Genomic DNA, 26,941 nt, shown 5'->3' with positions numbered 1-26,941 from the left:
GGGTGAATTTTTTATACATTTCACCACGGTAAATTGAGTGTCAACACTAAGCTTTTTATACGTTAAATTGATCTCTACTTGATGCGGATTACTATAAACTATTGAACTTTATCTGCGTTATCCCCATATAGCTCAGTATTCCCAAAATTAATTGAAGTGCGAAGAGAACATAATGACGCTTGAAAGAACGGATCGAGTAGAAATTCCTGTGCTAGCGCTACGCGATGTAGTGGTGTATCCGCATATGGTGATCCCGCTGTTTGTAGGCCGAGAAAAATCAATAAAATGCCTAGAAGCTGCGATGGACAATGACAAGCAAATCTTTTTAGTTGCGCAAAAAGACGCCTCAGTTGATGACCCAAGCACTGATGATGTCTATCAGACTGGTACCATTGCAACGGTACTACAGTTACTCAAACTACCTGATGGCACAGTGAAAGTGCTGGTTGAAGGTACTCAACGCGCAAAAATAGATGAGTTTCTAATTACAGACGAATATTTCTTGACGCAAGCTCAGTATATTCCATCTCAGGATGTAGATGAGCAAGAGCAAGACATATTAGTTCGCAGCGCAATTAGCCAATTCGAAGGCTATGTGAAGCTAAATAAAAAGATCCCACCAGAGGTACTAACGTCAGTATCGGGTATTGATGAAGCTGCACGCTTAGCGGACACGATGGCTGCTCATATGCCAATTAAAGTACCTGAAAAACAAAAGGTGTTAGAAATTAACGATGTGACCGAACGCCTTGAGTATTTGATGGCGTTGATGGAAGGCGAGATTGACCTACTTCAAGTAGAGAAAAAGATCCGCTCACGCGTTAAAAAGCAAATGGAGAAATCCCAACGTGAGTACTATCTGAATGAGCAAATGAAAGCTATTCAGAAAGAGCTTGGTGAGCTGGATGATGTACCTGACGAATTTGAAGCCCTGAAAAAGCGTATTAGCGAAGCGAATATGCCGCAAGAAGCGGAAGAAAAAGCGCTTTCAGAGCTTAACAAACTTAAAATGATGTCACCTATGTCTGCGGAAGCGACGGTTGTGCGCTCGTACATTGAGACGATGATCAATGTACCTTGGAAAAAGCGCTCAAAGGTGAAAAAAGACCTAGCTGGTGCGCAAAAGATACTTGATGCCGATCATTATGGTCTTGAGAAAGTGAAAGACCGCATCATCGAATATCTAGCGGTACAGCAGCGCACCAATAAGCTTAAAGGTCCTATCTTATGCTTAGTCGGCCCTCCAGGCGTTGGTAAAACCAGTTTAGGTCAATCTATCGCGCGTTCTACGGGTCGTAAGTACGTACGTATGGCGCTCGGTGGCGTGCGCGACGAAGCTGAAATTCGCGGACACAGACGAACTTATATTGGCTCAATGCCGGGTAAGCTTATCCAAAGCATGTCGAAAGTTGGCGTGAAGAACCCGCTTTTCTTGTTGGATGAAATCGATAAGATGTCATCGGATATGCGCGGCGACCCAGCATCGGCTCTACTAGAAGTGTTAGATCCAGAGCAAAATAGCAACTTTGCAGACCACTATTTAGAAGTGGACTACGATCTGTCTGATGTTATGTTTGTTGCGACTTCTAATAGCTTTAACATTCCAGGTCCATTATTAGACCGTATGGAAGTCATTCGTCTTTCTGGTTACACCGAGGACGAAAAGCTGAATATTGCCAAGCAGCACTTAATTCCAAAGCAAGTGAAACGCAATGGATTAAAAGAGTCTGAAATCAATATTGAAGACAGCGCGATCATTGGCATTATCCGCTACTACACGCGTGAAGCGGGTGTCCGTAATCTAGAGCGCGAAGTATCTAAGTTGTGCCGAAAAGCAGTTAAGAACATCTTGCTAGATAAAAATGTTAAGCAAGTTGTGATTAACCAAGAAAACCTTGAAGACTTCTTAGGTGTACAACGTCACGATTACGGCAAGGCGGAAGATGGCGATAGAGTTGGTCAAGTTACCGGTCTTGCATGGACAGAAGTCGGGGGTGACTTACTCACTATCGAATGTGCGGCAGTACCAGGTAAAGGCAAACTTGCTTACACCGGCTCGCTGGGCGATGTGATGCAAGAGTCAATTCAGGCGGCAATGACGGTGGTGCGCAACCGTGCTGACAAATTACGCATTAATGACGATTTCTACGAAAAACGTGATATTCATGTTCACGTTCCTGAAGGTGCAACACCAAAAGACGGCCCGAGTGCCGGTATTGCGATGGTAACGGGCTTAGTATCAAGCCTTACTGGCAATCCAGTACGTGCAGATGTTGCGATGACAGGTGAAATTACCTTGCGTGGTGAAGTTCTGCCTATCGGTGGTCTGAAAGAGAAATTATTGGCAGCACACCGTGGTGGAATTAAGCGAGTTCTAATACCGAAAAAGAACGAGCGTGACTTAAAAGAAATTCCAGAGAATGTTCTTGAAGGGCTTGATATTCATGCGGTGTCATGGATTGATGAGGTATTATCACTGGCGTTAGCGCACCCAATAGACAGTTTTAGTGTGGAATCGCAAAAAAACTAAGAAAAAAGCCAAAAAATTGAGTGAAAAGGCTTTTCAAATCTAAAAGGTGTGTTAAGTTAGGCACTGTATTCAAGCCTACTGGTTCGGAAGCCCCGTAATCACTAGGCTTGAGAAAGATTTCGAGAATTAGAGAGTCGCTGTGATGTCTCTAAATGAATAGCAAAAGTTACCAGTAAGAAGTAACTTTTGACAATAACTATGGAAGAGGATGATATTGTGAATAAATCTCAATTAATCGATCAAATCGCAGCTGATGCTGACATTTCTAAAGCGGCTGCTGGTCGTGCGCTAGATTCATTCATTGAGTCTGTAACGGGTGCACTAAAAGACGGTGACTCTGTTGCACTTGTAGGTTTTGGTACTTTCTCAGTGCGCGAGCGTGCTGCACGTTCTGGTCGTAACCCACAAACTGGTGAGACTATTCAAATCGCAGCAGCTAACATCCCATCTTTCAAAGCGGGTAAAGCGCTTAAAGACGCAGTAAACTAATTCAATTTGAATTAGGCGGTGCAGAGTCATCGCGAACTGCTTCAAGATAAAAGGCGTATCTGCTAAGATACGCTTTTTTTATACCATCACTAATCTGATTGGTGTAATGCTTAACCCAAATCTAGCAAACACAAAGTGCTTAGGTGCTTTGACTTAGATAAGAGAAACAATAAATGCTTGAAAAGATCAGAGAAGGCTCGCAAGGCCCGGCGGCTAAAATCGTATTAGGTTTAGTCATCTTATCTTTTGCGTTAGCAGGGATCGGTGGTTACCTAGGTCAAACCACAGAGCAGCCTGTCGCAGAAGTGAACGGAGTAAAGATTTCACAAACTAAGTTTTCTCGTGCTTACTCAAATGAACGTGCACGACTAGAGCAACAGTTTGGCGAATACTTTGCACAGATTGCAGCCGATCCTAATTATATGGCGCAAATTCGCCAAGGTGTTGTTGATCAATTAGTACAACAAGAATTACAAACCCAACTAGCTAAAGAGCTTGGTCTTCGTGTAAGCGACGAGCAGGTTAAAAAAGCGATTGTTGAAATGCCATATTTTCAAAATGGTGGAGAATTCAGTAACGACCGTTACCTACAAGTTATCCGTCAAATGAACTTCCAGCCAGATAGTTTCCGTGAATATCTTCGTGACGAGATGACTCGTGCGCAGTTAATCTCTGCGGTTGCAGGCACTGATTTTGTATTGAAAAACGAACTTCAGCAATCTATTGCGCTACAGCAACAAACTCGTGCTATCGACTATGCAGTATTAAGCAAAGAGTTGGTGAAAGATGAAGTGTCAGTATCAGATGAAGAAGTTCAGAACTACTACGACTTGAATCAAACTCAGTTCCAAGCCCCAGAATTAGTCGCGGTTAACTATATCGAGCTAAAAGCTGAAGATTTAGCGCCTGCAGAACCAGTGACTGAAGAAGCGTTAAAAACGTATTACGAAGAGCAAAAAAACCAATATCTTGAACCTGAAAGACGCCGCGTGTCACACATTCTTGTTGATGCAAGCGAAGATGCTGAAGCCGCTAAACAAAAAGCAGATGAAATTCTGGCTGAATTGAATAACGGTGCTGATTTTGCCGTTGTTGCAGAAGAAAAATCTGACGACGTGGTGAGCGCTGAGCTTGGCGGAGACCTAGACTGGATTGAAAGAGACATGATGGATCCGGCGTTTGAAGATGCAGCATTTACGCTTGCCGAGGTAGGTGATGTATCTGAAGTGGTTGAATCTGAGTTTGGTTTTCACATTATCAAGCTAACAGACATTCAGCGCCAACAGGCACAATCTTTTGAAGACGTAAAAGACGACCTTCGTGCAGAGCTTGAAAAAGCTGCCAAGATCGATGCGTTCTATCAAAAGCAAACCCGTGTAGCTGAACTTGCTTTTGAAATGGCTGACTCGCTACAAGACGCTGCTGAAGCCGCTGGCGTTGAAATCAAATCAACTGAGCTGGTAAGTCGTAATGCGCTTCCTGAGCCACTTAATTCACCAGCGATAAGCAATACTATCTTCACGCCAGAGCTGCTAGAAGACCGCGTAAACTCAGAAGTGTTAGAAGTTGCACCTGAGCATATCGTAGTCGTCCGTGTTGCTGAGCATAAAGCGGCTGCGACGAAGCCTCTTGAGGAAGTCAGCGCGCAGATCAAAACGCAGTTGAGCAATGAAAAAGCGTCGACATTAATTGCAGAGAAAGCACAGTCACTATTTGAGCAACTACAAGGTAGTTCTACTTTAGCTGAGATTGCCAAAGCACAAAATATCGAAGTGAAAAGCGTGACTGAGCTTAAGCGTCGTAGCTACGACGTACCGCCAGCTATCGCAGCAGAAGCATTTAAATTGCCTCAGCCTGGTGTAGCAGAAACAGAATCTGCACTTGTAGAGCTTGGTAATGGTGACTCGGCATTTGTGGTGCTGAAGTCTGTAACCACGCCTGAAGTTGATGGCAAAGTTGATGCGCAGCAGAAGCAGTCAATCACGGCTTCTTATGCAAACAAAAACTATCTTGAGCTACTAGCAGCACTAGAAGCTAAGTCTGAAGTGAAAAGACCACAGTTACAGGTCACAGAGCAGCAATAATCGTTTTTAGATAGCAGAAAGGCGCCAACACGGCGCCTTTTTTATGCCTTGTGAAGGGATATCGGTATTATTGAATATGCTCAAGTACGGTGCTTGCAACCGCTTGTGAAGACTGATAATTCTGCCCCGTCACTATGCGGCTATCTACCTTGATAAAAGACGCATCCCGCTCTCCATATACAAAATTCCCTCCAAGCTCTTCCACTTTAGGCTGAATTTGAAAAGGAAAATGCTTGAAATACGCTCTATCTGGATTTTCAAATGCGGTAGGGTAACCGGTGATTTGCTTTCCTTTTATGAGATACTCGCCATTTTTCAAGCGCAAATTAACGATACCTGCTGTACCATGGCATACGGCGGCAACAACACCTTGGTTTTGTTCATATATATGCATAGCAATACGCTGTAGAGTAGGGTTTTCCGCTACTTCATACATGGCATTGCTGCCGCCAACATAATAGATTGCCGCATATTGGCTAGGGTCGACTTCTGCTGGGCGCATTGTGTTGCTGAGCGCATACATATAGTCAGGTTGGTAAAGGTACTTTTTATGTTCGCCGTTTGAAGTATTTATATAGCTCAGGTTTAACGCGCCACCTTGTGTGCTGACGAAATCAACAATTAGTCCTGCTTGAGTAAATACGTCATAGGCACTGAATAGCTCTTCGAAGCTCGTGCCAGCTGGCAGCTGACTATCGCCGTGAAAGGCCTTGCTTGATGCGACAATGAGCACTCGGCGACCTAAGTTCGTTACTTGCTCGGAAGTTAGCGTGGTTTGCTGCGCCGATTTACTGATGATTTGCCATGTGCCAGCTATTTTCTTTAGGAGTAGGTGATCGATGTACTGCACGTTTGACTTCAATATATCAATACGGATTTTGGCCTGTGCAAGGTGGTCATTCACGCTGATATTTAGAATTTTGGCGCGCCTGCCAGTGTCTTTTTTAGAGCCTTTATACCAACTCAAATACTCTTTCAACGGGACTTGCCACATCGCTTGGTCTGACTTTTCTAAAATAAGCATCGCATCGGGATGAAACGCTTTTCTTATCACTTCAGGCTGGTTGTTCACGGTGCCACTGATATAGTGGTTTAATACAGCGGTAATTTTAGCGGTCTCATCCTCAAAAGCGACGGCGTTGCTGGTTTGGATAAGTAGTAAAAATAACAATGGTACTAGTTTTGATAGGGTCATAAGTTTCTCCTGTAATGACTCAGAAGAAACATAAACTTATTTAATTAAAGCAGTCACCTAGAGTATATTTTAGGAGTCTGAGAGTATGTTTTCGGAGTGCTTAAAGCTATTTGGAGAGTACCCCGTAAGCTTCTTAAATGCGGCAAAAAACGTGGATGCAGAATTAAAACCACACTCTAGTGCAAGGTGTTCCAGCGGCATGTTGGTGATCGAAAGCAAGTGTTTCGCATATTCAACTCTCAAGCCATTGAGATATTGTTTAAAGTTACAATGATAGTGACGGTTCACTATTTGCGATAATTTGTTGTGGCTTGTTCCTAATCGTTTAGCTAATCGGGGTAGCGTTAAATCCGGCTCAGTAAATAGCTTGCTTTCTGACATTAGCGACTCAAGTTTGGCTACGAGCTGATTATATTCATCGTCGCTTATGTGCGTATTGGCATATTTCTTTTCATTAGCAGTTGGTTTTCGTAGTAATTTGGGTGCGAAAAGGATACTTAAATAGAGCACAAAACTGAACGTGAGTGCTCCTGTGATGTAAGAAGTGAATGACGAAAAGAAATACGCGGCCCAAATGAGCCAGCAACCGCAGATCACAACCAAAGATAGATGAAACTCGGCGTTGTTATTTGCGCTTTTAGATGTTGTTAAGCAGTAAAAAGTATAAGAACTTATCAGTAAATAACCTAGCCAAAAATAGGATGTGCCTTTGTAACCCCAAGTTTGCCAAATTTCAGGGTGAAGTTGATAGGGCATAAATATACCAAATCCAATAATAAAGCCGCTTAAAGCCAAAAAATGCATTGTTAGATAACGATTTCTGGTTTTACTGTAGCTTGCAAGTACAAAATTGAGCAGGCAGGGGCCAAGCAAAAAGTAGGCACTCAAACCTATTTGTAGAATCGTTTTATCCAGCTCTGGGTTAAAGTAAAAAAGGACTGATTTACCAATTCGAATGCAGAGTAAAATGAGCAGCACCGACACCCAGCGCAGTGCCTTTGCCTCCTGAAATTTTACTAGCAGTAGGGCGCTGAGAATAAAGCCGTTAAATACTCCAACAAGTGAGAAGAAAAATAACAGATGGGCGCTAAAATCCATTTCTCATTCCCTCGTGAAATTAAGCTGACAGCAGCTTCTGCATAGTTTTAGATTTTGGAGTATTGAACACACACTCCGTTTCGCCATATTCGACGACTTTGCCGCGATTTAATACCAAAATCTCATCACTCATGTGACGAACCAAACTCAAATGATGTGTGATAAGCACGTACGCAAGTCCCGTTGCTGCTTGTAATTCCAGCAGCAGATTCACAGTTTGTGCGCGTACGGATGGGTCTAATGATGACAACGCTTCATCCAATACCAGCACTTTAGGGTCTAAAATAAGGGCTCTCGCTAAGGCAACCCGCTGTAACTGCCCACCACTAAACATATGAGGATAATAGTCTATGTGTTCGCCAAGTAGCCCGACGCGACTGAGTGTGATGCGGATTTTCTTATAGCGCTGCTCTTCGGTGAGTTCTGTATTGTATTGCAGACAATCATCAAGTATGTCCCCAATGGTGAGACCCGGGTTGAGCGAGCGAGTTGGGTCTTGAAAAATAAGACGAATAGTACGGCAGTCATGATTGCGAATACCAGCGTCTTCTACAATTTGGCCGTTTAGTAATATTTGTCCAGAGTCTGCCATGTCGGCACCGGCAAGTACTTTGGCGAGCGTACTTTTACCAGAGCCGGTCTCGCCTATAATTGCGAGGGTTTGTCCGGGAGCAAGCGCAAACGACACATCTCTGAGTACCTGCAACGAGCGGCGTCTGAACAGTCCTTGGCGAGAAGTGTAGGACTTGTTTAAAGACTGTACTTTTAAGACGGGTTGCATTTTTGCTTCACCTTAATTAACGGAAAGTGGCAAGCGTAACTATGACCATGCGAGCGACTTTGCCTTGGCGTGACGACACATTCTTTTTGCGCTTGAGGGCATCTAGGCCCCAAGCGACATCCTATGGGTAAATGCTGTAATGGGGGAATAGTGCCTTTCAGGGCATAAAATGCTTCTTTATGGCCGAGCCCTTGACCAAAGTCCGGCAAACTCTTAACCAGCGCTTGGGTGTAGGGATGTAATGGCTGTTTAAAAATAGCCTGAGTAGGGCCTGCTTCAACCATCTGTCCGCAGTAGAGCACATGCATTGCATGAGACCAGTCGGAGATCTCTTCCAGCTCATGCGAAATCATTAATATCGACATGTTCTTAAGCTGGTTTAATGCCTTGAGCAATCGAAATACTTGCGCACGGGCGGTACTCTCAAGTGCGGTGGTAGGCTCATCGGCAATAAGTAGTTTAGGGCTTCTGGCTATGGCCATCGCAATCATGATCTTTTGACACATCCCCTCAGAAAGTTCATGTGGGTAACTGCTACAGATCTTTTTATCGTCTCGGATCCCTGCTTTGTGCAATAGCGCTCGAACCTTTTCTTTTCGTTCTTTTCTACGACCAAAAAAGCCACCTTTTAAGCCGCTATCGGGAATAGATTCCGCGACTTGGTCGAAAATAGTGGCGGTTGGGTCAAGGCTTCGACTTGGCTCTTGGTAAATCATCGCAATATCTTGGCTGACGAGCTTTCTGCGCTTTTCTGAAGACAAGCGCATAAGATCGACACCACGCCAATGCATGCGGTCTGCGGTTACTGTCCAGCGCTGATTGAGCACCCCCACAATGGCTTTGGCGATTAGACTTTTACCAGAGCCAGACTCGCCGACAAGCGCATGTACTTCGCCTTCCTTAAGGCTAAGGTTGACCTTATCAACCGCGCGAATAACACCGTCTTCGGTACGTAGTTCAATGGTGAGGTTCTTAATGTCTAGTAATTGCATTAATCTGCCTTACGTTGTTTCAGTGCTTCACGCAGTCCATCACCAACCAAGTTGGTAGAAAGTACTGCCAAAAAGAGCAATACACCTGGGAGGCCTACAGTCCAAGGCGCGAGATAAATTAAACTTAAGTTTTCTTGTAGGATAGCACCCCACTCGGTAGATGGAGGCTGCGCACCGAGCTTTAAGAAACCAAGTGCCGCAATATCCAAAATAGCAGTCGACAGCGCCATGGTGAAGATAACCACGATATGCTCGTAAATGTTAGGCAATATGCCACGGACGAGCAGTTTCCAGCGTGTTGCACCATCAAGCTTAAAGGCAATGATATAGTCTTTACTAAGCTCAGTGACCACTAAGTTTCTAATCGAGTGGATGTATTGTGGCAATAGCGCGAAGATAATCGCCCACACCGTATTCATCAAACCTGGCCCTAATATAGCAATTATGATAATGGCCAGCAGTAACGAAGGAATGGCGAGCGTAATATCCAATAAGTGATTAAGAAAGCTAGATTTCAAGCCTCGACTGGCGCCAGCAAGCGTACCAAGTACGACGCCGAGTGCCGTGGTAACCAAGGCCGCAATGATAGATAAACCAAACGTGTAAGTTGCTCCGTTCATTAGGCGCGATAAGATATCTCGCCCCAAATCATCTGTACCGAGTATAAAGCGCACATCGCCATCATCATGCCAAGAAGGTGGCAGCAACAGGGCATCAGCATGCTGCTGGTTAACTCCATAGGGCGCGATCAGCGGCGCTGTTAAAGCCAATACCGTCAGGGCAACAAACAGCCACAAACCCACTAGCGCAACGTGGTTTGAGCGGAATTTACGCCATAATCTAAATAAAGGTGAGCGATTAGACTCTTCGGTAAATAGATTAAACTTTGCCATGAGCCTGATTCCTTGCGAGCGGGTCGAGTATCGAATGAATAAAATCAGACAACATGTTGGCAATAATAACAAAGAAAGACACCGCGAGTAGTCCCCCTTGGATAGCTGGGAAATCACGTTGATAGATGCTTTCAATTAACCATCGACCGATCCCAGGCCAAGAGAATATCACCTCAGTGATCATCGCAAGTGTGATGAGCGTGCTAAATTGGAGACCAATTTGCTTTATCACTGGTAGCAGCGCATTCCTCAGCGCGTGGTGAATGATAAGCTGGCTGCGATTAAGGCCTTTTGCTCTAGCTGTTTTAATATAGTTCTGGTCGAGGACTTCGAGCATAGAGTCGCGAGTAAAGCGGATCAAAACTGTCGTTGGATACATAGCCAGCACAACGGTTGGCAGCGCTAAATGATGAAGTGCATCCCAAAATGCGGCACCGCCATAGGGGAAACCTTCAAGATAAATATCAATCAGAATAAAATGAGTAACGGGCTGTATTTCATAAAGTAAGCCGATTCTACCGGACATGGGGAAAAGCCCAAGACCCAGACAAAATGCCATAATAAGCAGCAGGGCTAACCAAAAAACTGGAATGGAAAATCCCATCAAGCTTAATGAGTTAATGAGCTTATCTGGCCACTTTTTATGATAAGCGCTGGCTATTACTCCACTTGGTACGCCAATAATGACTGCAACCGTCAAAGCATATAAACATAGCTCAAGCGTTGCTGGAAATAGATGTTTCACATGAGAAAGCACGGGCTGGCCCGATGATAAAGACAAACCCCAGTCGCCTTCAAACATACGAGCCATAAACGCGCCATATTGCACAAAGATATTTTCTTCAATACGGTATTTTTCAACTAGTGCCTGCGTTTGGGCATAACTTGAGTTGACTTCACCACTGAAGTTAGTGATCAACTCACCAGGAAACAGGTAATTGAGGGCGAAAGTAAATATCGTCAAGGTAAACAACATAAAGCAAAGCAAGCTCAGTCGTCGATAAGCATATTTTGCGAACATGTTAGTCTCTCCTTGCCTCAGCGAGCGAAATACCACCAAATGGACGTAATGAGACGCCCTTGATATCAGAGCTAGTTGCTTGGAACCTTAGCCCGTGAGCAATTGGAACGAGAGGCAGTTGCTCAATGACCATTTTTTGTGCTTGCTGATAATAGTATTTTCTTTCTTCCATATCGTTGGTGTCTAACGCTTGAGTGAGCAATAAGTCAAACTCCGGGTTACACCAGTTGGAAGGGTTTTTGCCGCTAAATGTCGCAGTACAGCTTAATAACGGGCTGAAGAAATTGTCTGGATCAGGCGTATCTGCTGCCCAGCCTAATAATACGCTATCGTGCTCATGGCGGCCAACGCGTTCAATAAAGGTATTCCATTCGTACTCGACGATTTTGGCATTGACGCCAATATCACGTAAATCACGTTGAATAAGCTCAGCCATTTTCCGCGCGTTAGGATTGTAAATTCGCGACACCGGCATGGCCCATAAGGTCATGGAAAAACCGCCCTCAAGACCCGCTTGTTTCAAATACTCTTTGGCTTTTTCAGGGTCATATGTTGGCATTTTTTGCTGTGCTTCAAATGCCCATGAAGAAGGGGGAAGCATCGAGCGGGCTAAAATCCCATTGTTGTAAAATACCGCTTGCATGATTTTTTCAAAATCTATGCTGTGCGCCAGCGCTTTGCGGACCAGTGGATTATCAAATGGTGGCTTTTCGGTGTTGAATGCCCAGTAACCTATATTCAGATTTGCGGCCTTTTCAACTTCTATGTCTTTTCGTTGCTCCAGCACGGTGAGCTGGGTAGCACTGGGGTGCGCCGTAATATCACATTCTTTAGTTAGCATTTTCGCGATGCGGCTAGTGCCATTGGTGGTGATATCGTAGACCAATTGCTCCATGTATACCGGGTGTTTCCAGTAATGCTCATGGCGATAATAGCGGATCAGGTTATCACGTAAAAATTCACGGTACTTATACGGACCTGTACCGACGGGCTTTTGATCAAAATCTTGCTTATGTTCAAGCTCTATAAGCTGATCGGCATATTCTTTAGAAAGAATGACGGCGAAGTCGGTGGCGATATTGGATAAAAAGCTACTTTCCGCGTTGAACAGATCAAAGCGAACGCTATGTTCATCCACTTTTTTTACTTGGCGGATCAGTTGGTCGAGTCCAATACTTTGAAAATAAGGATAATTTGCATCACCAACAAAGTGGTATGGATTGTAAACATCAAATAAACGGTTAAATGAGAATACCACATCATCGGCATTCATTTTTCTTGTTGGGGTGAAGTAGAGGGTATCGTGAAATTGGACATCATCCCTCAGGGTAAAAGTGAAAGATTTACCGTCTTCGCTGACCTGCCAAGACGTTGCCAACTCTGGTAAGAATTCGCCGCTTTCAGGATCAATACTGATCAAGGTGTCATAAAGCTGATTGGCAATAATATCAATCGTAGACCCTGTTGTGGTCACTTGTGGATTAAATGACACAGGGTTTGCCTCTGCACAATATACTAAGCCTTGTGACTTATCATTCACTTTATTTGGCGCCTGATCTGTACAGCCAAATAAAGCGGTACACAGCACACCAAAAAACAATTTACGCACCACTATGCCTCTTGTTTTTGGTTTTGGTCCAGTAGGTTGTATTTTTTCAAATAACCTCTCAGTTGATGATACGTCAAACCAAGGTTTTGTGCAGTTTTCTTTTGATTAAATTGACTAAATTCAAGCGCTTTTTGCAGCATTGTGATTTCATAGTCGTTGGAAAGCGATTTTAAATCACAAGGGAAGTCGAATTCGAGGGCAGGATCTGCCTGTTGTTCGTTACTCGGTTGTGCTGCAGGCAAAGGCTCAACTTTATGAGTGGCTGAAGTTGCTGGCTGGGCGCTTGACGCTTTGATCCGTTGACTCGGCCTAAATGGACTAGCAAAGGGGTCAAACACAATATCATGAACCGGAATTTGGTCATTGCCATGACGATATAAACTACGCTCCACCACATTTTTGAGCTCACGGATATTACCGGGCCACGGGTAATCAAGCAGTTTCTCGATGGCTTTGCGGGTAAAGCCGCTAAATAACTCCCATCCTAAATCCCGAGCCATATTTATCGCAAAATGTTCGGCCAATAATAAGATGTCTTCTTTTCTCGCTCTTAATGGCGGTAAGGTGATGACGTCAAATGCGAGGCGGTCCAATAAGTCGTGTCTGAACTCTCCAGCATCGGCGAGTGTGGGGAGATCTTCATTGGTAGCGCATACCAGTCGAGTATCTACTTTTACGGTTTGCTTGCCGCCAACTCGCTCGAACTCACCGTATTCAATTACACGTAAGAGCTTTTCTTGCACCATTGCAGAGGTATTAGCTAATTCATCCAAAAACAGTGTGCCACTGTTAGCGCGTTCAAATCGACCTTCATGGCGCTTGCTTGCACCAGTAAAGGCACCACTTTCGTGACCAAATAACTCACTCTCTAAGAGGTTTTCGTTTAGGGCTGCGCAGTTTAGTTTGACGTATTCCTGATCCCACCGCTCTGAGAGATAATGCAAACGTGCCGCAATTAACTCTTTACCTGTGCCACGTTCGCCAATAATAAGCACGGGCTTTTCTAAAGGAGCGAGCTGTGAAACCTTGTCTAGCACAGCTAAAAAGCTGTCAGATTGGCCTAATAAATTATCCTGTTGGCGAAAACGGCTCATATTGCCTAACTCTTAGTGGTTTTTACTAATAACTAGTGTATTTCAAAAAAAGGGATAACTAAAGACTTTTTAAAGATAAAATAACCTTATGATTTTATTGTGTTTTTAAATTTGTTAAAGTTGGCAAGCTATTTGATACATAGACAGTAAGCAATTTAGCTATTAACCAAAGAGGTAACCACTATGGGAATTTTTTCTCGTTTTGCAGACATAGTGAATTCTAATATCAATGCTATTTTGGATAAAGCCGAAGATCCAGAAAAAATGGTTCGCCTAATTATCCAAGAAATGGAAGATACACTAGTCGAAGTAAGATCGACCTCAGCAAAAACACTCGCTGAGAAAAAGGAGTTAACACGTCGTCTAGATCAGCTAAAAGCACAGGTAGATGATTGGCAAACCAAAGCAGAGCTTGCACTAAGTAAAGAACGTGAAGATTTAGCACGTGCTGCTTTACTTGAAAAGCAAAAGTCTGCGGAGGATGTTGCAGCCCTTGAAAAAGAGCTAGAGCATGTAGACACGCATATTGAAAAGCTGCAGCAAGAAGTCAGTACATTACAAGATAAATTGGCCGACGCAAAAGCGCGCCAAAAAGCGATTGTTCTGCGCCAGCGTTCAGCTGAATCTCGTTTAGAGGTGAAAAAGGCACTCGACAGCAGTAAAGTAGATGATGCACTAAATCGCTTTGAGCGTTATGAGAGCAAAATCGATGGCTTAGAGTCACAAATCGAATCTTACGATCTAGGTAAGAAATCTTTAGCGGATGAAATTGCTGATCTGCAAAAGAACGAAAAGATTGATGACGAGCTTGAACAGCTGAAAAAGAAAATGGCTGAAAAGTGAAAATAGCCGCACCTACTGTCAGGGTAGGTGCTAACCAACTACAATAATAACAGCCAGGTTGAAGGCAGGAGAAGATTATGTTTGACGCAGAAGTTTTGATGGCTCCGTTGATTATTTTTATGGTCATCGTGGCACCACTTTGGTTAATTTTGCACTACCGTAGCAAAAAGCAGGTAAGCCAAGGGTTAAGTGAACACGAGCATCGTCAGCTTATCGAATTAGCCAGCAAGGCAGAAAAAATGGCAGATCGTGTTGAAACGTTAGAAGCTTTACTTGATCAAGAGTCACCACAATGGAGACGCAAGTTATGAGTAGACTAAAGCGAGAGCTATATCGTGACCCAAGTCGCGGCAAGGTAGCCGGAGTATGCGCAGGTCTTAGCGATTACTTCAACATGGAGTTATGGCTGGTTAGGATTTTATTCATCACAGCCGTGCTATTATCTGGTGGTCCACTATTTATCGTCGTGTATGTGGCTTGCTGGTTTATTTTAGATAAACGTGAAGTGACACCAAACCGTTCGCCTGATGCGAAAGATGAGGATAAAGTATCGGTGAAGTTTAAGGTGTGGCAAAAAGGCGAGCCGCCAAGACAGGCACTTTATGACCTAAAAGACAGATTATCACGACTTGATGGTCGCATTCAGAACATGGAACGCTACGTAACTTCCCCTGAATTTACGGTTAGCAGAGAAATTGACAAGCTATAAGGCGGTATTGGCCGCCTTGGCATTTTCTTGAGGGGCACTTTTCTACTTATGACTACGTCACGCTTTCGAACCTCATCTTCCCTAGATAAGTTAAAACAACAAGCCAAAAAAACGCTCCACCGCTCTTTTGATAAGCATATCAAGCTTGCCGTAACCGGGTTTAGTGGCAGCGGAAAAACCGCATTTATCACGGCGCTTATCAAGCACCTGACTACCCAAACGAGCACCGACAACTTACCGTTTTTAGATGTCGTGAGTGAAGGTCGTCTTGTTGCGTGTCGTCCTGAGCCGCAGAAGGCACTGGCGGTACCAACTTTTGACTATCAGCAAGCGATAACTTGTTTGTTGGAAGAGCCGCCAACATGGCCTGCGTCAACCAAACGTATCAACACCTTAACACTGGCGTTTAGGTATCATAGTGAACGCGGACTCAAACAGCACTTAGCGCAAACCCATACACTATACCTTGAACTATATGATTACCCAGGTGAATGGTTAATGGACTTGCCGCTACTTAAAATGACTTTTCCCGAGTGGTGTGAGCAGCAATTTGCATTATTAAATAAGCCTAAATATCAGCCATTTGCACAAACGTTTTTACAGCTCCTCGAACAGTTTGATGGGACGGAAGCGGTGGATGAAAGTAAGCTAAAAATGCTTGCACAAAGTTACCATGCGCTTTTGGCGCAGCTGCAGCGGGACACGCGTTTATCTAACTTGCAACCTGGCCGAGCGTTGATCCCGGGCGACCTTGAGGGAGCGCCAATATTGCTGTTTTTCCCGGTACAAGTTCACCCAAACGACATTACCCAGCATTCACAATATCAACAGCTTGTGGAGCGTTTTGAAGCCTACAAAAAGCAAGTCGTCGCACCTTTTTACAAAGATTACTTTTGCCAGTTTGACCGCCAAGTCGTGTTAGTTGATCTGTTGGGCAGCTTAAGTGATGGTTATGACACACTGAAAGAGCAAGAAGTTGCGTTAAAGCAGATCCTCGCCATGTTTTCTCACGGTAAAAGTGGCTTTTTGTCTCGTTTATTTAACCCAAAAATAGATAAGGTGCTATTTGCCGCCAACAAATGTGATGGTGTCTTGAACGAGCAGCAGACCAATTTGACAAGGTTGTTAAATGAAATGCTGGTGGACAGCGCCAATGAGCTTCGCTTTAACGGGGTAACAGTGGACACGATGTCTCTTTCTTCGGTGAGAAGTGTTGAGTCAAGGGCGGTGAAAGAGGGGACGCAATATCTGCAATGTATTTACGGCAAGCCAGTCGGCGAGCAGCAGTTTATTAATTATGTGCCACCAACCCCGCCTGATCACGTCCCAAAAGCGCAGGCTTGGCCTCAAAATGGGTTTGAGTTTTTAGCGTTTGAACCGCTACCTGCGAGGCAAGGAAACTTATTGCATATCAGGCTTGATCATGCTTTGCAGTTCTTAATTGGAGATAAATTAAGATGACAGATCAGACAAAATCTTACCAAGGTTCGGGTAGACGCTTAAATATCGACACTGAAAGCCAAGATGAGTCTCAACATTTGGGTGGTGAAGGCAAAGTTCTCGGCAATGAGCTGGTTGTGAGTGAGAGCCTTGATACTGTGCCTGAACCCGAGCTACCGAAAATTGAACGTATTTACGAATCGCCTTGGCGATTCGGCTTTAAACAGTGCTTTTTGTTCGCGCTATTAGTACTTATTATTGTGGAAGCAGCACTGACCTTGATAGAAAGCTATGAGCAAAATATTCTGCTGTTTAGTTTATACACCACCGTGTTGTCCCTTGGTTTACTTGCGCTATTTAAGTTCTTATTTTCAGAAGTCATCGCACTTAGCAGACTTAAACAACATCAGCAAATTAAGCATGATGCCCAGCGCTTATTACAGAGTGACCAAATTGGCGAGGCACGAGCCTGGCTTGTACCACTATTAAAAGCGCATCCAGAACAAAAGGTTGCCGCATTTGAAGAGGCGTTACAGCCTCACCATACAGACAAAGAAGTCATCACTTTATATGAAAAAACTTTGCTCCGAGGCCAAGATGCTGAAGCTAAGAAGCTAATTCAAGAGCATGCGACAACATCGGCGCTCTTAGTTGCTTTAAGTCCACTTGCACTTGTGGATATGCTGGCGGTGCTTTGGCGCGGAGTCGTGCTGGTGGAAAAGATCAGCAAACATTATGGTATTCGATTAGCGTATCGCAGCCGCATCACGTTGTACAAAATGTTGTTGAAGCAAATGGTGTTTGTTGGCGCAAGTGAACTGGTAAGCGACCTTGCTGCTACCAGTGTGGGGGCTGAATTACTTGGCAAGCTTTCTACCCGTTCAGCACAGGGCTTGAGTGCTGGGATATTCACAGCTCGTTTGGGCTATAAGGCGATGGAACTTTGTCGACCATTACCACGCTTGGAGCACAAACAAAGCCTTTTGAAAAGTGCGATTAGCTCAGTCGTTGATGTGCTACTAAGACGTAGCAAAAAAGATTAAACGGCAACAATTTTATACACCTCTTTAAGTAAAATAGGCTAGTCACAATAAGTGAACTAGCCGTCTCCCCATCTGGCATGCTTGTCTATTTTTCTAAACTGCCCTACATATTGGTTATTACACAAAAACGACGCTAATCAATTCACTACCATGTTTATTTGGTTGGCAATAATAAAATCAGCAGGCAAGTATGAAAAAATTAAGAGATGACAGTCAGTGTATTCACGGACCCAATCATTTTGACGACCCACATGGGGCGTTAACCGCTCCTTTGTATCAAACCTCAACATTCCACTTTAAAGACGCAGCGCAAGGAGCCGCACGGTTCGCTGGTGAAGAGCCCGGTTATATCTATACTCGCTTAGGCAACCCTACGACGCGAGAGCTAGAAGAAAAAGTAGCCCGACTTGAGGGAATGGAAGATGCTGCGGCGACCGCCACAGGTATGGGTGCCGTGTCTGCATCGGTGCTGAGCTTTTTGCAGCAAGGCGATCATATGATTGCATCAAGCGCATTGTATGGCTGTAGCTTCGCAATATTTGCGCATATGTTGCCTAAATTCGGTATTGAGGTGTCATTTGTTGACTTAACCGATGAGCAAGCGTTACGTGATGCGGTACAGGAAAATACAAAACTATTGTTTGCAGAAACGCCGATCAACCCTAACATGACGGTATTAGACCTGAAAATGTTAGGGGAAATTGCTAAACAGCACGAGCTCCTATTTGTCGTTGACAATACTTTCATGACACCGCTTTTACAAAAGCCTGTGAATTATGGTGCTGATCTTATTGTGCATAGCGCAACCAAGTACCTAAATGGTCATGGGGATGTGGTAGCAGGGCTCGTGTGCGGTTCAAAAGAACACATAGAACTTATCAAATTAACTGTGTTAAAAGACATTGGCGCTACAATCAGTCCTCACGATGCTTGGTTAATCAATCGAGGGTTGAAAACCTTAGCTTTACGTGTACAACGCCACTGTCAAAGCGCACAAACGGTAGCAGAGTTCCTAGAAGCGCACCCTAAAGTGAATAAAGTCTACTACCCAGGTTTACCTTCGCACCCGGGCTACCAATTTCTTGGCGAACAAATGAAAGGTGCTGGTGGAGTAATTGCTTTTGAAATCAACGGCTCGCTAGAGCAGGGTGAACAATTTATCAATGCGACTGAGCTGTGTACGTTAGCGGTAAGTCTAGGTGACCCAGAAACGCTCATTCAACATCCGGCATCAATGACACACTCTCCTTATACACAAGAGGAAAGGTTAGCTGCGGGAATTTCCGATGGACTAATTCGGATTTCAGTGGGGCTTGAAGACGTAGAAGACATTATTGACGATCTTAAGCAGGCGTTTGATAAAATATAGCTGTAAGTTAATTTTTACAAAGGGGCTGTTTATAGCCCCTTTTTATTATGTGTGTAATTTTAATTTTACAGGTGTGTGTTTTATAGTTTACGAAAATGCTTGTTGTGCGAAATGTGATAAACGTGCTCACTATTAAACTTTCCTTCACTTTTACTTAGTATCAAAGTCACAAGTTGAAGCGCTCCGAACCATCAACAGGACGGCAATTGAAATTGCAAGATCATAAACTCGGGGTGAAGTAAGTGAGAATGTAAAATGGCTAAAGCAAGTAAATATGTATCTAAGCAGCCAGATGAAAATGGCGTTATTGCTTGGACAGATGAAGAGAATCAAATTTGGTCAGAGTTAGTTGCACGTCAGCTAGCGTGTATCGAAGGCAAAGCCTGTGATGAATATTTGGCAGGTCTTGAGAAAATTAATTTACCAAAAGACCGTATTCCACAACTAAGTGAGTTAAACGAAGCACTAGCGAAAGAAACGGGTTGGCAGGTAGCGCCAGTACCGGCACTGATTGATTTTGATGAGTTCTTTCGATTACTTGCCAACAAACAGTTTCCTGTAGCGACCTTTATTCGCTCAAGAGAAGAGTTTGATTACCTGCAAGAACCAGATATCTTCCATGAGATTTTTGGTCATTGTGCAATGCTAACGAATCCAGCATTCGCCGAGTTTACACACAAGTATGGTCAACTGGGCTATGCCGCTGAGAAGAAAGATCGCGTATACCTTGCACGCTTATACTGGTTTACCGTTGAATTCGGTTTGATGCAAACCGAGCAAGGTCTGCGTATCTACGGTGGCGGTGTGCTATCAAGCCCAGGTGAGACTCAATATGTTTACTCTGACAAACCAGAAATTAATCCGCTTAAAGTGTTAGATGTGTTACGTACACCTTATCGCATCGACATTATGCAACCTGTTTACTATACAATTAACTCAATCAACGACTTATTTGAGATCTCTAAAATGGATATCATGTCGCAGGTTGAACAAGCAAAAGAGCTAGGGTTATTTGAACCTAAGTTTCCGCCAAAAGAAAAACTAGCAAGTTAAGGAATTATCAATGTCTGATTTAAGTGCACAAAAATGTGAAGCGTGTCGTGCGGATGCGCCTAAAGTATCAGATGAAGAACTAGCGGTTCTAATCAAACAGATCCCTGATTGGGTACCTGAAGTACGTGATGGTATTATGCAACTTGAGCGTGTATACAAGTTTAAAAACTTTAAACAAGCAATTGCGTTCACAAACAAGGTGGGCGATATGGCTGAAGAAGAAGGCCATCACCCAGGTCTGCTTACCGAATGGGGTAAAGTGACGGTAACGTGGTGGAGCCATTCTATTAAAGGTCTTCATAAAAACGATTTTATCTGTGCCGCTAAAACCGACGAAGTATTCGCAGAGTAGGTCGACATTTATGTCGACAAATATCGGTAAATATCGGTAAATATCGGTAAATAGCGACAAGTTCATGTTTCGACCTACAAAATAAAAACGGCGCTAAACAAGCGCCGTTTTTATTATTTAAGATAAAAGCCAAGAAAAGGTTTGTCTTTTCATTTTCCAACCAAACACAACTAGCGTTAGCAGAATTTGTTAGTCTATTTTTATTCCACCCTCAGGCTACGTAAACGTAGGGCTAATTATGCCATTAGTCCACAAGATTGCGGTTGCAGCAAGAATGATGACTAATAGCACCAGGCCACAAGTTACAACCGAGCTGGCATAAATAAACCCGCGCTCTTCAGGAATATGCATAAGAATAGGTACGCCTGTATAAAGCAGGTAAACGGAGTACGCGAGTGCAACCATCCCAACCGATACGACAAACCAAAGTTCGGGATAAAATGCCGCAAAAGCCGACATAAACATTGGCGTTGCCGTGTAAGCAGATAGTTCAAGAGTCTGTGTATAGGTCGGTGTTGAGCCAAAAGTGATGGCCATCCAGTGGGCGAGATACGCCAGAATAAAGACGCCTGCAATTAATGCGCAGTACATTGCAACACCAATTAATATTGCTGACTCATGAGTTAAATAGACAGCATCCCCAGTACCAACACTCCAGCCTAAGTAGACCGAAGAATAATACCCCATAATGCTTGGGATCAGCGCAACAAGTGCAATATGTGACAAACTGTAAAGCATGCTTTCGTGACGGTTATCAATTGTTTGCCACTCTTCGTGCGGGTGAGCATATAAGCCCCATAGATGATTAAAGATCATAGTTAGCCCCTCAAATATAGGTTTGTACTATTTTTGTACAATTCAATTAAGTTATGAGAGATGAGTTAATTTTTGTCAAGAAAATGTAGTTGAATAGCAATATTACTATTTTCAGAATGATCTAAAACTTCTTGGGGAATAGCCTTGTGGTGCACCTTGCAGCGAGAAGTTATGATAAAATGGCGCAAACACATTAGTCTTTTGTTGTTATGTTAGAAAAGTACATAGATTTACTTACGCCTATTAATCAGTTTTTGGGCTGTGAAACCCCGCAAGCTTGGATTGAAAAAGCAAAGCAAAGCGAGCACTTACCATTGTTGCTTATCGATCATATGCATTGTGAGTTAAAAGCGGCACAAAGCGCGGCCTTCTTAATTCGTAAATATGCAATAGATGATGCGTCTGCAAAAACCTTGTTAAGTTGGTTGCAACCTTACGAAGATTTTATTTATCGCAGTGTTGGTGATGGCGAGTTTTCAGGCAGTAAAAATGAATTGATTGGTGAGCTAACTGCACGACCTGAATATGCTTACAATCAAGATATTTTGAGTAAGATGGTGAGGCTTATCAAAGAAGAGCTACATCACTTTGAACAGGTACTAGAGATCATAAAGGCACGTGATATTCCCGTCGAGTACGTACAAGCATCTCGCTATGCGTCTGGAATGATTAAACACATTCGCACTTATGAACCCGCAGCCCTGGTTGATAAACTAATCATTGGTGCTTACATTGAGGCTCGTTCATGTGAACGTTTCGCCAAACTTGCGCCACACTTAGATCAAGAAATTGCTAAGTTTTATGTGTCGCTATTGCGCTCAGAAGCCAGACATTACCAAGACTATATTGATTTAGCGCATCAAGTTGCCAACGCAACCGATCCTAAGCGCTGTGACGTAGCTGGGCGCATTCAACTATTTCAGCAAGTGGAAAACGAGCTTATCAGCTCACCGGACCTTGATTTCAAGTTCCACTCAGGTACGCCTATTTAAGTACTAAATTTATTCAAAAGGATGGCAAAGGAGCTGCTGTTTACCACTTTCGTCAACGACGATATATGAGCTTTGTGAATACCAATCGCCAAGTACAGTGCGTACCTTACCACCTTGGTAGGTGTGCACTTTTGGTCTGTGGGTATGGCCGTGGATCATATTGTCTACGCCATGTTTTGCAAACATGTGTGCCACGGCTTCTTCGGTGACATCTAGAATCTCGAGGGGCTTGCCTTTTTGGTTTTCAATGCTCTTACGTCTTGCATTTGCAGCGACTCTGCGACGATACCAAAGTGGCATAGCAAGCATTAGTCTTGGCCACCACCAACCGCGGCTTTTCCTGCGAAACTTTTGATAGGCTTCGTCTTGTGTACACATTTCGTCGCCGTGCAAAATCACCGTCGGTGTGCCGTATAGATCTATCACCGCTTGTTCAGGTAGCAAAGTCATTTGGCATTCGTCAGCAAAGGCCTGTTTGATTAAAAAATCACGGTTACCGTGAATAAAAAAGACTTGAATGCCAAGGTGACTCAAGCTTCGCAGTTTTTGTGCAATATGGAGGGCATAAGGGTCTTTTTCATCGTCTCCAATCCACACTTCAAAAAAGTCACCCAGAATATATAAAGCGTCGACATCGGCGGTCATATGATGGTCGAGAAAAGCGAAAAATGCGTCGGTGATATCAGTGCGGTGCTCGGTTAAATGCAAGTCGGCGATAAAATAGGTTTTACCCATGGGACCTCAAAACTAATAAGGCCAGCATAAATACTGGCCTTGAATAAAAAGTAGGATATTACTCAGCAACGTATGCTTTTTCGATGATCACATCTTCAAGCGGTACGTCTTGGTGGAAACCAGAAGAACCAGTAGCAACACCTTTAATCTTATTTACTACGTCCATGCCTTCAACAACTTCACCGAATACACAGTAACCCCAACCTTGCGATGTTTCGCTTGAGAAGTTAAGGAAGTCGTTGTCGTTAACATTGATAAAAAATTGTGCAGTTGCAGAGTGTGGATCTGGCGTACGTGCCATTGCTAGGGTACCCACTTTGTTTGCAACACCGTTGTTTGCTTCGTTTTTGATCGGTGCTTCAACTGGTTTTTGTTCCATACCCGATGCGAATCCGCCACCTTGAACCATAAAGCCGTCGATTACACGGTGGAAAATAGTACCGTTATAAAACTCGCTGTTTACGTAGTTTAGGAAGTTAGCTACCGTTTCAGGCGCTTTGTCAGCGAAAAGATTAATACGGATTTCGCCGTGATTTGTTTCTAAAACAACCATGTTAGTGTCCATCGTGTTGAATGATAAAAGCCTATTTTATATCAACTGGGCTTTTGTGAAAAAGCATTCCTTAAAAATCAGTGTAAAAAATCAAAAAACTGCTGTAATTCGTTATTAAAATCTAGAGGCGCTGCTATGCAGGTGGTATGATTAAAAGCACTTTTGTTAAAAAAATGAACCGTACTTAGGAAGAAAACTACATGTTGCAGATTTTCAACACACTCACTCGCCAAAAAGCCCCTTTTAAACCGCTCAAAGAAGGCAAGGTTGATATGTACGTGTGTGGTATCACTATCTATGATTTCTGTCATGTAGGACACGCACGCACTTATGTTTCATTTGACGTAATGAACCGTTATTTACGTTATTTAGGTTATGACGTCACATATGTGCGTAATATTACTGACGTGGATGACAAAATCATTAAACGCGCCGCGGAAAACAACGAGTCGATTAATGACCTAACGGTTCGCATGACTAAAGCCATGCATGAAGACTTTACCGCATTGAACATGTTACCTGCGGATATTGAGCCGACGGTAACAGGGCATATGGACGAAATCATCGAGATGATCGCGCGCTTGATTGAAAAAGGCCATGCTTACGTTGCGAAGGACGGGGATGTATTGTTTGATGTTTCAACGTTTGAGCAATATGGTCAGTTATCTCAGCAAGATTTAGAAATGCTACAAGCGGGTGCACGCGTTGAGGTAGCGCAAGACAAAGATGATCCGCTCGACTTTGTATTGTGGAAAAAAGCCAAAGCGGGTGAGCCTGCGTGGCAATCTCCGTGGGGCGAAGGTCGTCCAGGTTGGCACATTGAGTGTAGCGCAATGAGTTCAAAGCATTTGGGCGAATTTTTTGATATTCACGGTGGGGGGTCAGATCTGCAGTTCCCGCACCATGAAAACGAGATCGCTCAATCTTGCTGCGCAAATAACGGCCGTTATGTGAACACTTGGATCCACACCGGCATGGTACAAGTTAACAAAGAGAAAATGTCTAAGTCTCTTGGCAATTTCTTTACCGTACGTGAAGTGCTTAAAGCCTTTGATAGAGAAACAGTACGCTATTTCTTGATCAATGGTCATTATCGTAGCCAGCTAAACTATTCACAAGAAAACCTTGAACAAGCACGTTCGTCGCTTGAGCGTATTTACACTGCGCTACGTGGCGTTGAACTGGTGGAAATCGAGCTTAAAGGTAATGCTTACGCTGAACGTTTTGAGACAGCAATGAACGACGACTTCAACACGCCGGAAGCACTGCCAGTGATTTTTGAATTATCAAAAGAAGTGAATCGCTTAAAAGATAGTGACGCAAAAGCTGCTGGTGAGCACGCGTTTATTCTTGTGAAACTGGCGGAAATCTTGGGTATTGCGCAGCAAGACCCTGAATCTTTCTTACAGGGCGAACAAGACGACGACGAAGTGGCGCAAATCGAAGCATTGATTGAAAAGCGCCGCAGCGCTCGTGAAAATAAAGATTGGGCTGCAGCGGATGAAGCGCGTGATGCGCTAACTGCCTTAGGCGTTGTGTTAGAAGATAGCGCGGGCAAAACAACTTGGCGTAAAGCTTAATTAACCGTAGTTTAGGATAATGAATAGCCTCTCTAGCTGTCTTGGTGACACAGGGCGCTGGAGTAGGGTTTTTAAAAAATTGCGAGATAAGTAGCCTCTAGTATTATGCTGATCTATGTAATCAAATGGGCTGATGTCATTCGAACTATTCTCTTGGGCCTGTTGACCTTTGCTGTTTGATTTTTGTTCTCCTGAGTGTGTTTTGATCGCGACACTCGACTTGCCGCCTAGTAATCTAGGCAAAAGTTGAGCAACAATGAACAAAGCGCACTCAGGTGAACCCAAAGGGCAGCGCTGGATTGGCATTTTTCTGTGTTACCCCACAAGGATGTGGGGTAAGGTGACTTTGTAGGGGCACAGAGTCTTTATCGCCTGACTCACATAGAATAACTATGTTACGCAGGCTCTGTCTTGTAAAATACCAATCAAACTGCTGCAAAAACAAACTTGCAGGATAAACAGGCCCTATCACAGCCTTTAACTAAAACTCACTTCTAATATTTTCACTAAGTGTTTTATCTTTTTCCTCTACATTCGAGGCGGAGATATTGGCACCCTCGTACAAAGATACTATGTACTTACCTATCGTTAGATAGTTCATATCTAAATTGGAAAGAGGACAACCAGCTCTTTCATCAGCAGTTAAAAGCTTGCTGACTTAGTTGGTTAAATATTTATCAACATACACTTTTTAGACTAATCTTTAATAATAGTATTGGGGATCTCAGTATGCTCATCTTTGAAGTTAGAGTCGCGGGAAGTTAGATAATTAACCCGAGGCTTGAGTAACGAATGAGTTAACTCATTGTTTTTAAAAATATATTAAATTATTTCCTTTTCTAACCAGGGAGTTTTTGAGATGGCAAGGCGAGGTTACGCACCAATAGCTGGCTATTGGAAGTGAATTTAACGCAAGTCTAATGTTGATCACTCTGAGCACTACGAATTAAGGATGTTAGAAGGATTATGCCAGATTACAAAAAAGTGAGCATTTTAGTTGTTGATGATGACCTCGTAAGCCGAGAGTTAATTGTCGAATGCTTAAAAATATATGAATTTGAGCAGATTGTCGCTGGAGACAGTGTTGCTATGGCGTATGACTGTCTGGCAAAAAATCGTTTTGATATTGTTCTGATGGATATTGGTCTACCCGATGGGTCAGGGGTTGAAGTACTTACTTCTATAAGAGCAAAACACTCTGCTATTTCACTGCCTGTTGTCATGATTAGCGGTGATGATGAGACTAACAATGTTGTGAAATGTTTAGAATTAGGAGCTAACGACTTTGTAGCTAAACCTATAAACATTCAGGTATTAATGGCTCGTATTGGTACCATTTTGACTATTAAGAGACTAAAGCATAATCTAGGCAAAAGTTGAGCAACAATGAACAAAGCGCACTCAGGTGAACCCAAAGGGCAGCGCTGGATTGGCATTTTTCTGTGTTACCCCACAAGGATGTGGGGTAAGGTGACTTTGTAGGGGCACAGAGTCTTTATCGCCTGACTCACATAGAATAACTATGTTACGCAGGCTCTGTCTTGTAAAATACCAATCAAACTGCTGCAAAAACAAACTTGCAGGATAAACAGGCCCTATCACAGCCTTTAACTAAAACTCACTTCTAATATTTTCACTAAGTGTTTTATCTTTTTCCTCTACATTCGAGG

General features: G+C 43.5%; 25 protein-coding genes. 14 read left to right on the top strand and 11 right to left on the bottom strand.

Translation table 11 applies throughout. The features are described from left to right. The first annotated feature begins 172 nt into the window (after nt 1-172). The 3 genes from lon to PPIS_RS08305 all read left to right on the top strand — a co-directional run bounded on the left by lon (nt 173) and on the right by PPIS_RS08305 (nt 5,103). A complete protein-coding gene (gene lon / locus PPIS_RS08315; RefSeq protein WP_010371154.1) occupies nt 173-2,530 on the top strand; it encodes an endopeptidase La in 2,358 nt (785 codons plus the stop codon). 216 nt (nt 2,531-2,746) lie between these two features. Then, entirely contained in the window at nt 2,747-3,019 is a 273-nt protein-coding gene (gene hupB / locus PPIS_RS08310; protein WP_010371157.1) for a nucleoid-associated protein HU-beta, read from the top strand. A 173-nt stretch (nt 3,020-3,192) separates the two neighbouring features. Next, complete coding sequence (locus PPIS_RS08305) at nt 3,193-5,103, top strand: SurA N-terminal domain-containing protein (RefSeq protein WP_010371160.1); 1,911 nt, start codon at nt 3,193-3,195, stop codon at nt 5,101-5,103. A 67-nt stretch (nt 5,104-5,170) separates the two neighbouring features. Here the strand turns inward: PPIS_RS08305 and PPIS_RS08300 are convergent, their stop codons facing one another. From PPIS_RS08300 to pspF, 8 genes are all read right to left on the bottom strand, one after another. Further along, entirely contained in the window at nt 5,171-6,298 is a 1,128-nt protein-coding gene (locus PPIS_RS08300) for a nuclear transport factor 2 family protein (protein ID WP_010371163.1), read from the bottom strand. A 69-nt stretch (nt 6,299-6,367) separates the two neighbouring features. Next, the gene (locus PPIS_RS08295) at nt 6,368-7,396 is read right to left on the bottom strand and encodes a helix-turn-helix domain-containing protein (RefSeq protein ID WP_010371166.1); all 1,029 of its coding nucleotides are present in this window, start codon (nt 7,394-7,396) and stop codon (nt 6,368-6,370) included. A 19-nt stretch (nt 7,397-7,415) separates the two neighbouring features. Further along, a complete protein-coding gene (locus PPIS_RS08290; protein ID WP_010371169.1) occupies nt 7,416-8,177 on the bottom strand; it encodes an ATP-binding cassette domain-containing protein in 762 nt (253 codons plus the stop codon). Further along, complete coding sequence (locus tag PPIS_RS08285; protein ID WP_010371173.1) at nt 8,162-9,169, bottom strand: peptide ABC transporter ATP-binding protein; 1,008 nt, start codon at nt 9,167-9,169, stop codon at nt 8,162-8,164. Before PPIS_RS08285 ends, PPIS_RS08290 begins: the two co-directional genes overlap by 16 nt. Continuing rightward, nucleotides 9,169-10,062, bottom strand: a complete 894-nt coding sequence (locus PPIS_RS08280) for an ABC transporter permease subunit (protein ID WP_010371175.1) — start codon at nt 10,060-10,062, stop codon at nt 9,169-9,171. The genes PPIS_RS08285 and PPIS_RS08280 overlap by 1 nt, the downstream gene beginning before the upstream one ends. Next, nucleotides 10,049-11,083, bottom strand: a complete 1,035-nt coding sequence (locus PPIS_RS08275; RefSeq protein WP_010371177.1) for an ABC transporter permease — start codon at nt 11,081-11,083, stop codon at nt 10,049-10,051. Before PPIS_RS08275 ends, PPIS_RS08280 begins: the two co-directional genes overlap by 14 nt. Nucleotide 11,084: 1 nt before the next feature. Continuing rightward, the gene (locus PPIS_RS08270; RefSeq protein ID WP_026345553.1) at nt 11,085-12,692 is read right to left on the bottom strand and encodes an ABC transporter substrate-binding protein; all 1,608 of its coding nucleotides are present in this window, start codon (nt 12,690-12,692) and stop codon (nt 11,085-11,087) included. A 2-nt stretch (nt 12,693-12,694) separates the two neighbouring features. Continuing rightward, complete coding sequence (gene pspF / locus PPIS_RS08265) at nt 12,695-13,786, bottom strand: phage shock protein operon transcriptional activator (protein WP_010371185.1); 1,092 nt, start codon at nt 13,784-13,786, stop codon at nt 12,695-12,697. A gap of 183 nt (nt 13,787-13,969) precedes the next feature. Here pspF and pspA point away from each other — a divergent pair, with 183 nt between their 5' ends. From pspA to PPIS_RS08225, 8 genes are all read left to right on the top strand, one after another. Then, the gene (gene pspA, locus PPIS_RS08260) at nt 13,970-14,629 is read left to right on the top strand and encodes a phage shock protein PspA (protein ID WP_010371188.1); all 660 of its coding nucleotides are present in this window, start codon (nt 13,970-13,972) and stop codon (nt 14,627-14,629) included. A gap of 77 nt (nt 14,630-14,706) precedes the next feature. Continuing rightward, nucleotides 14,707-14,940 (top strand): envelope stress response membrane protein PspB, encoded by a 234-nt coding sequence (gene pspB, locus PPIS_RS08255; protein WP_010371190.1) that lies wholly within the window; start codon nt 14,707-14,709, stop codon nt 14,938-14,940. Beyond that, complete coding sequence (gene pspC, locus PPIS_RS08250) at nt 14,937-15,338, top strand: envelope stress response membrane protein PspC (protein ID WP_010371193.1); 402 nt, start codon at nt 14,937-14,939, stop codon at nt 15,336-15,338. The genes pspB and pspC overlap by 4 nt, the downstream gene beginning before the upstream one ends. Nucleotides 15,339-15,386: 48 nt before the next feature. Continuing rightward, complete coding sequence (locus tag PPIS_RS08245; protein WP_010371195.1) at nt 15,387-16,799, top strand: YcjX family GTP-binding protein; 1,413 nt, start codon at nt 15,387-15,389, stop codon at nt 16,797-16,799. Beyond that, a complete protein-coding gene (locus tag PPIS_RS08240; RefSeq protein ID WP_010371196.1) occupies nt 16,796-17,821 on the top strand; it encodes a TIGR01620 family protein in 1,026 nt (341 codons plus the stop codon). The genes PPIS_RS08245 and PPIS_RS08240 overlap by 4 nt, the downstream gene beginning before the upstream one ends. A gap of 190 nt (nt 17,822-18,011) precedes the next feature. Further along, the gene (locus PPIS_RS08235) at nt 18,012-19,190 is read left to right on the top strand and encodes a trans-sulfuration enzyme family protein (RefSeq protein WP_010371197.1); all 1,179 of its coding nucleotides are present in this window, start codon (nt 18,012-18,014) and stop codon (nt 19,188-19,190) included. A gap of 255 nt (nt 19,191-19,445) precedes the next feature. Beyond that, on the top strand, nt 19,446-20,243 hold the full coding sequence (phhA, locus tag PPIS_RS08230) for a phenylalanine 4-monooxygenase (protein WP_010371198.1): 798 nt from the start codon (nt 19,446-19,448) through the stop codon (nt 20,241-20,243). A gap of 10 nt (nt 20,244-20,253) precedes the next feature. Continuing rightward, nucleotides 20,254-20,595 (top strand): 4a-hydroxytetrahydrobiopterin dehydratase, encoded by a 342-nt coding sequence (locus tag PPIS_RS08225; RefSeq protein ID WP_010371199.1) that lies wholly within the window; start codon nt 20,254-20,256, stop codon nt 20,593-20,595. 216 nt (nt 20,596-20,811) lie between these two features. On the opposite strand, the gene PPIS_RS08220 is transcribed toward PPIS_RS08225, so the two are convergent. Further along, entirely contained in the window at nt 20,812-21,411 is a 600-nt protein-coding gene (locus PPIS_RS08220) for a Yip1 family protein (protein WP_010371200.1), read from the bottom strand. A 209-nt stretch (nt 21,412-21,620) separates the two neighbouring features. Here PPIS_RS08220 and miaE point away from each other — a divergent pair, with 209 nt between their 5' ends. Next, complete coding sequence (gene miaE, locus PPIS_RS08215) at nt 21,621-22,403, top strand: tRNA isopentenyl-2-thiomethyl-A-37 hydroxylase MiaE (protein ID WP_010371202.1); 783 nt, start codon at nt 21,621-21,623, stop codon at nt 22,401-22,403. Nucleotides 22,404-22,412: 9 nt separating this feature from the next. Here miaE and PPIS_RS08210 read toward each other — a convergent pair whose 3' ends face one another. Both PPIS_RS08210 and PPIS_RS08205 read right to left on the bottom strand, forming a co-directional pair. Then, the gene (locus PPIS_RS08210) at nt 22,413-23,138 is read right to left on the bottom strand and encodes a UDP-2,3-diacylglucosamine diphosphatase (protein WP_010371204.1); all 726 of its coding nucleotides are present in this window, start codon (nt 23,136-23,138) and stop codon (nt 22,413-22,415) included. A 58-nt stretch (nt 23,139-23,196) separates the two neighbouring features. Beyond that, nucleotides 23,197-23,691 (bottom strand): peptidylprolyl isomerase, encoded by a 495-nt coding sequence (locus tag PPIS_RS08205; protein ID WP_010371206.1) that lies wholly within the window; start codon nt 23,689-23,691, stop codon nt 23,197-23,199. Between the two features lie 200 nt (nt 23,692-23,891). On the opposite strand from PPIS_RS08205, the gene cysS reads away from it, so the two are divergent. Both cysS and PPIS_RS08190 read left to right on the top strand, forming a co-directional pair. Then, nucleotides 23,892-25,271, top strand: a complete 1,380-nt coding sequence (gene cysS, locus PPIS_RS08200; protein ID WP_010371207.1) for a cysteine--tRNA ligase — start codon at nt 23,892-23,894, stop codon at nt 25,269-25,271. Between the two features lie 966 nt (nt 25,272-26,237). After that, on the top strand, nt 26,238-26,651 hold the full coding sequence (locus PPIS_RS08190; protein WP_096040875.1) for a response regulator transcription factor: 414 nt from the start codon (nt 26,238-26,240) through the stop codon (nt 26,649-26,651). The last annotated feature ends 290 nt before the right edge of the window (nt 26,652-26,941 follow it).

Origin of the sequence: Pseudoalteromonas piscicida, from assembly GCF_000238315.3 — a bacterium.
Lineage (GTDB): Bacteria > Pseudomonadota > Gammaproteobacteria > Enterobacterales > Alteromonadaceae > Pseudoalteromonas > Pseudoalteromonas piscicida.
The sequence above is the reverse complement of the archived record's forward strand: the minus strand, read 5'-3'. Positions and strand labels throughout refer to the sequence as shown.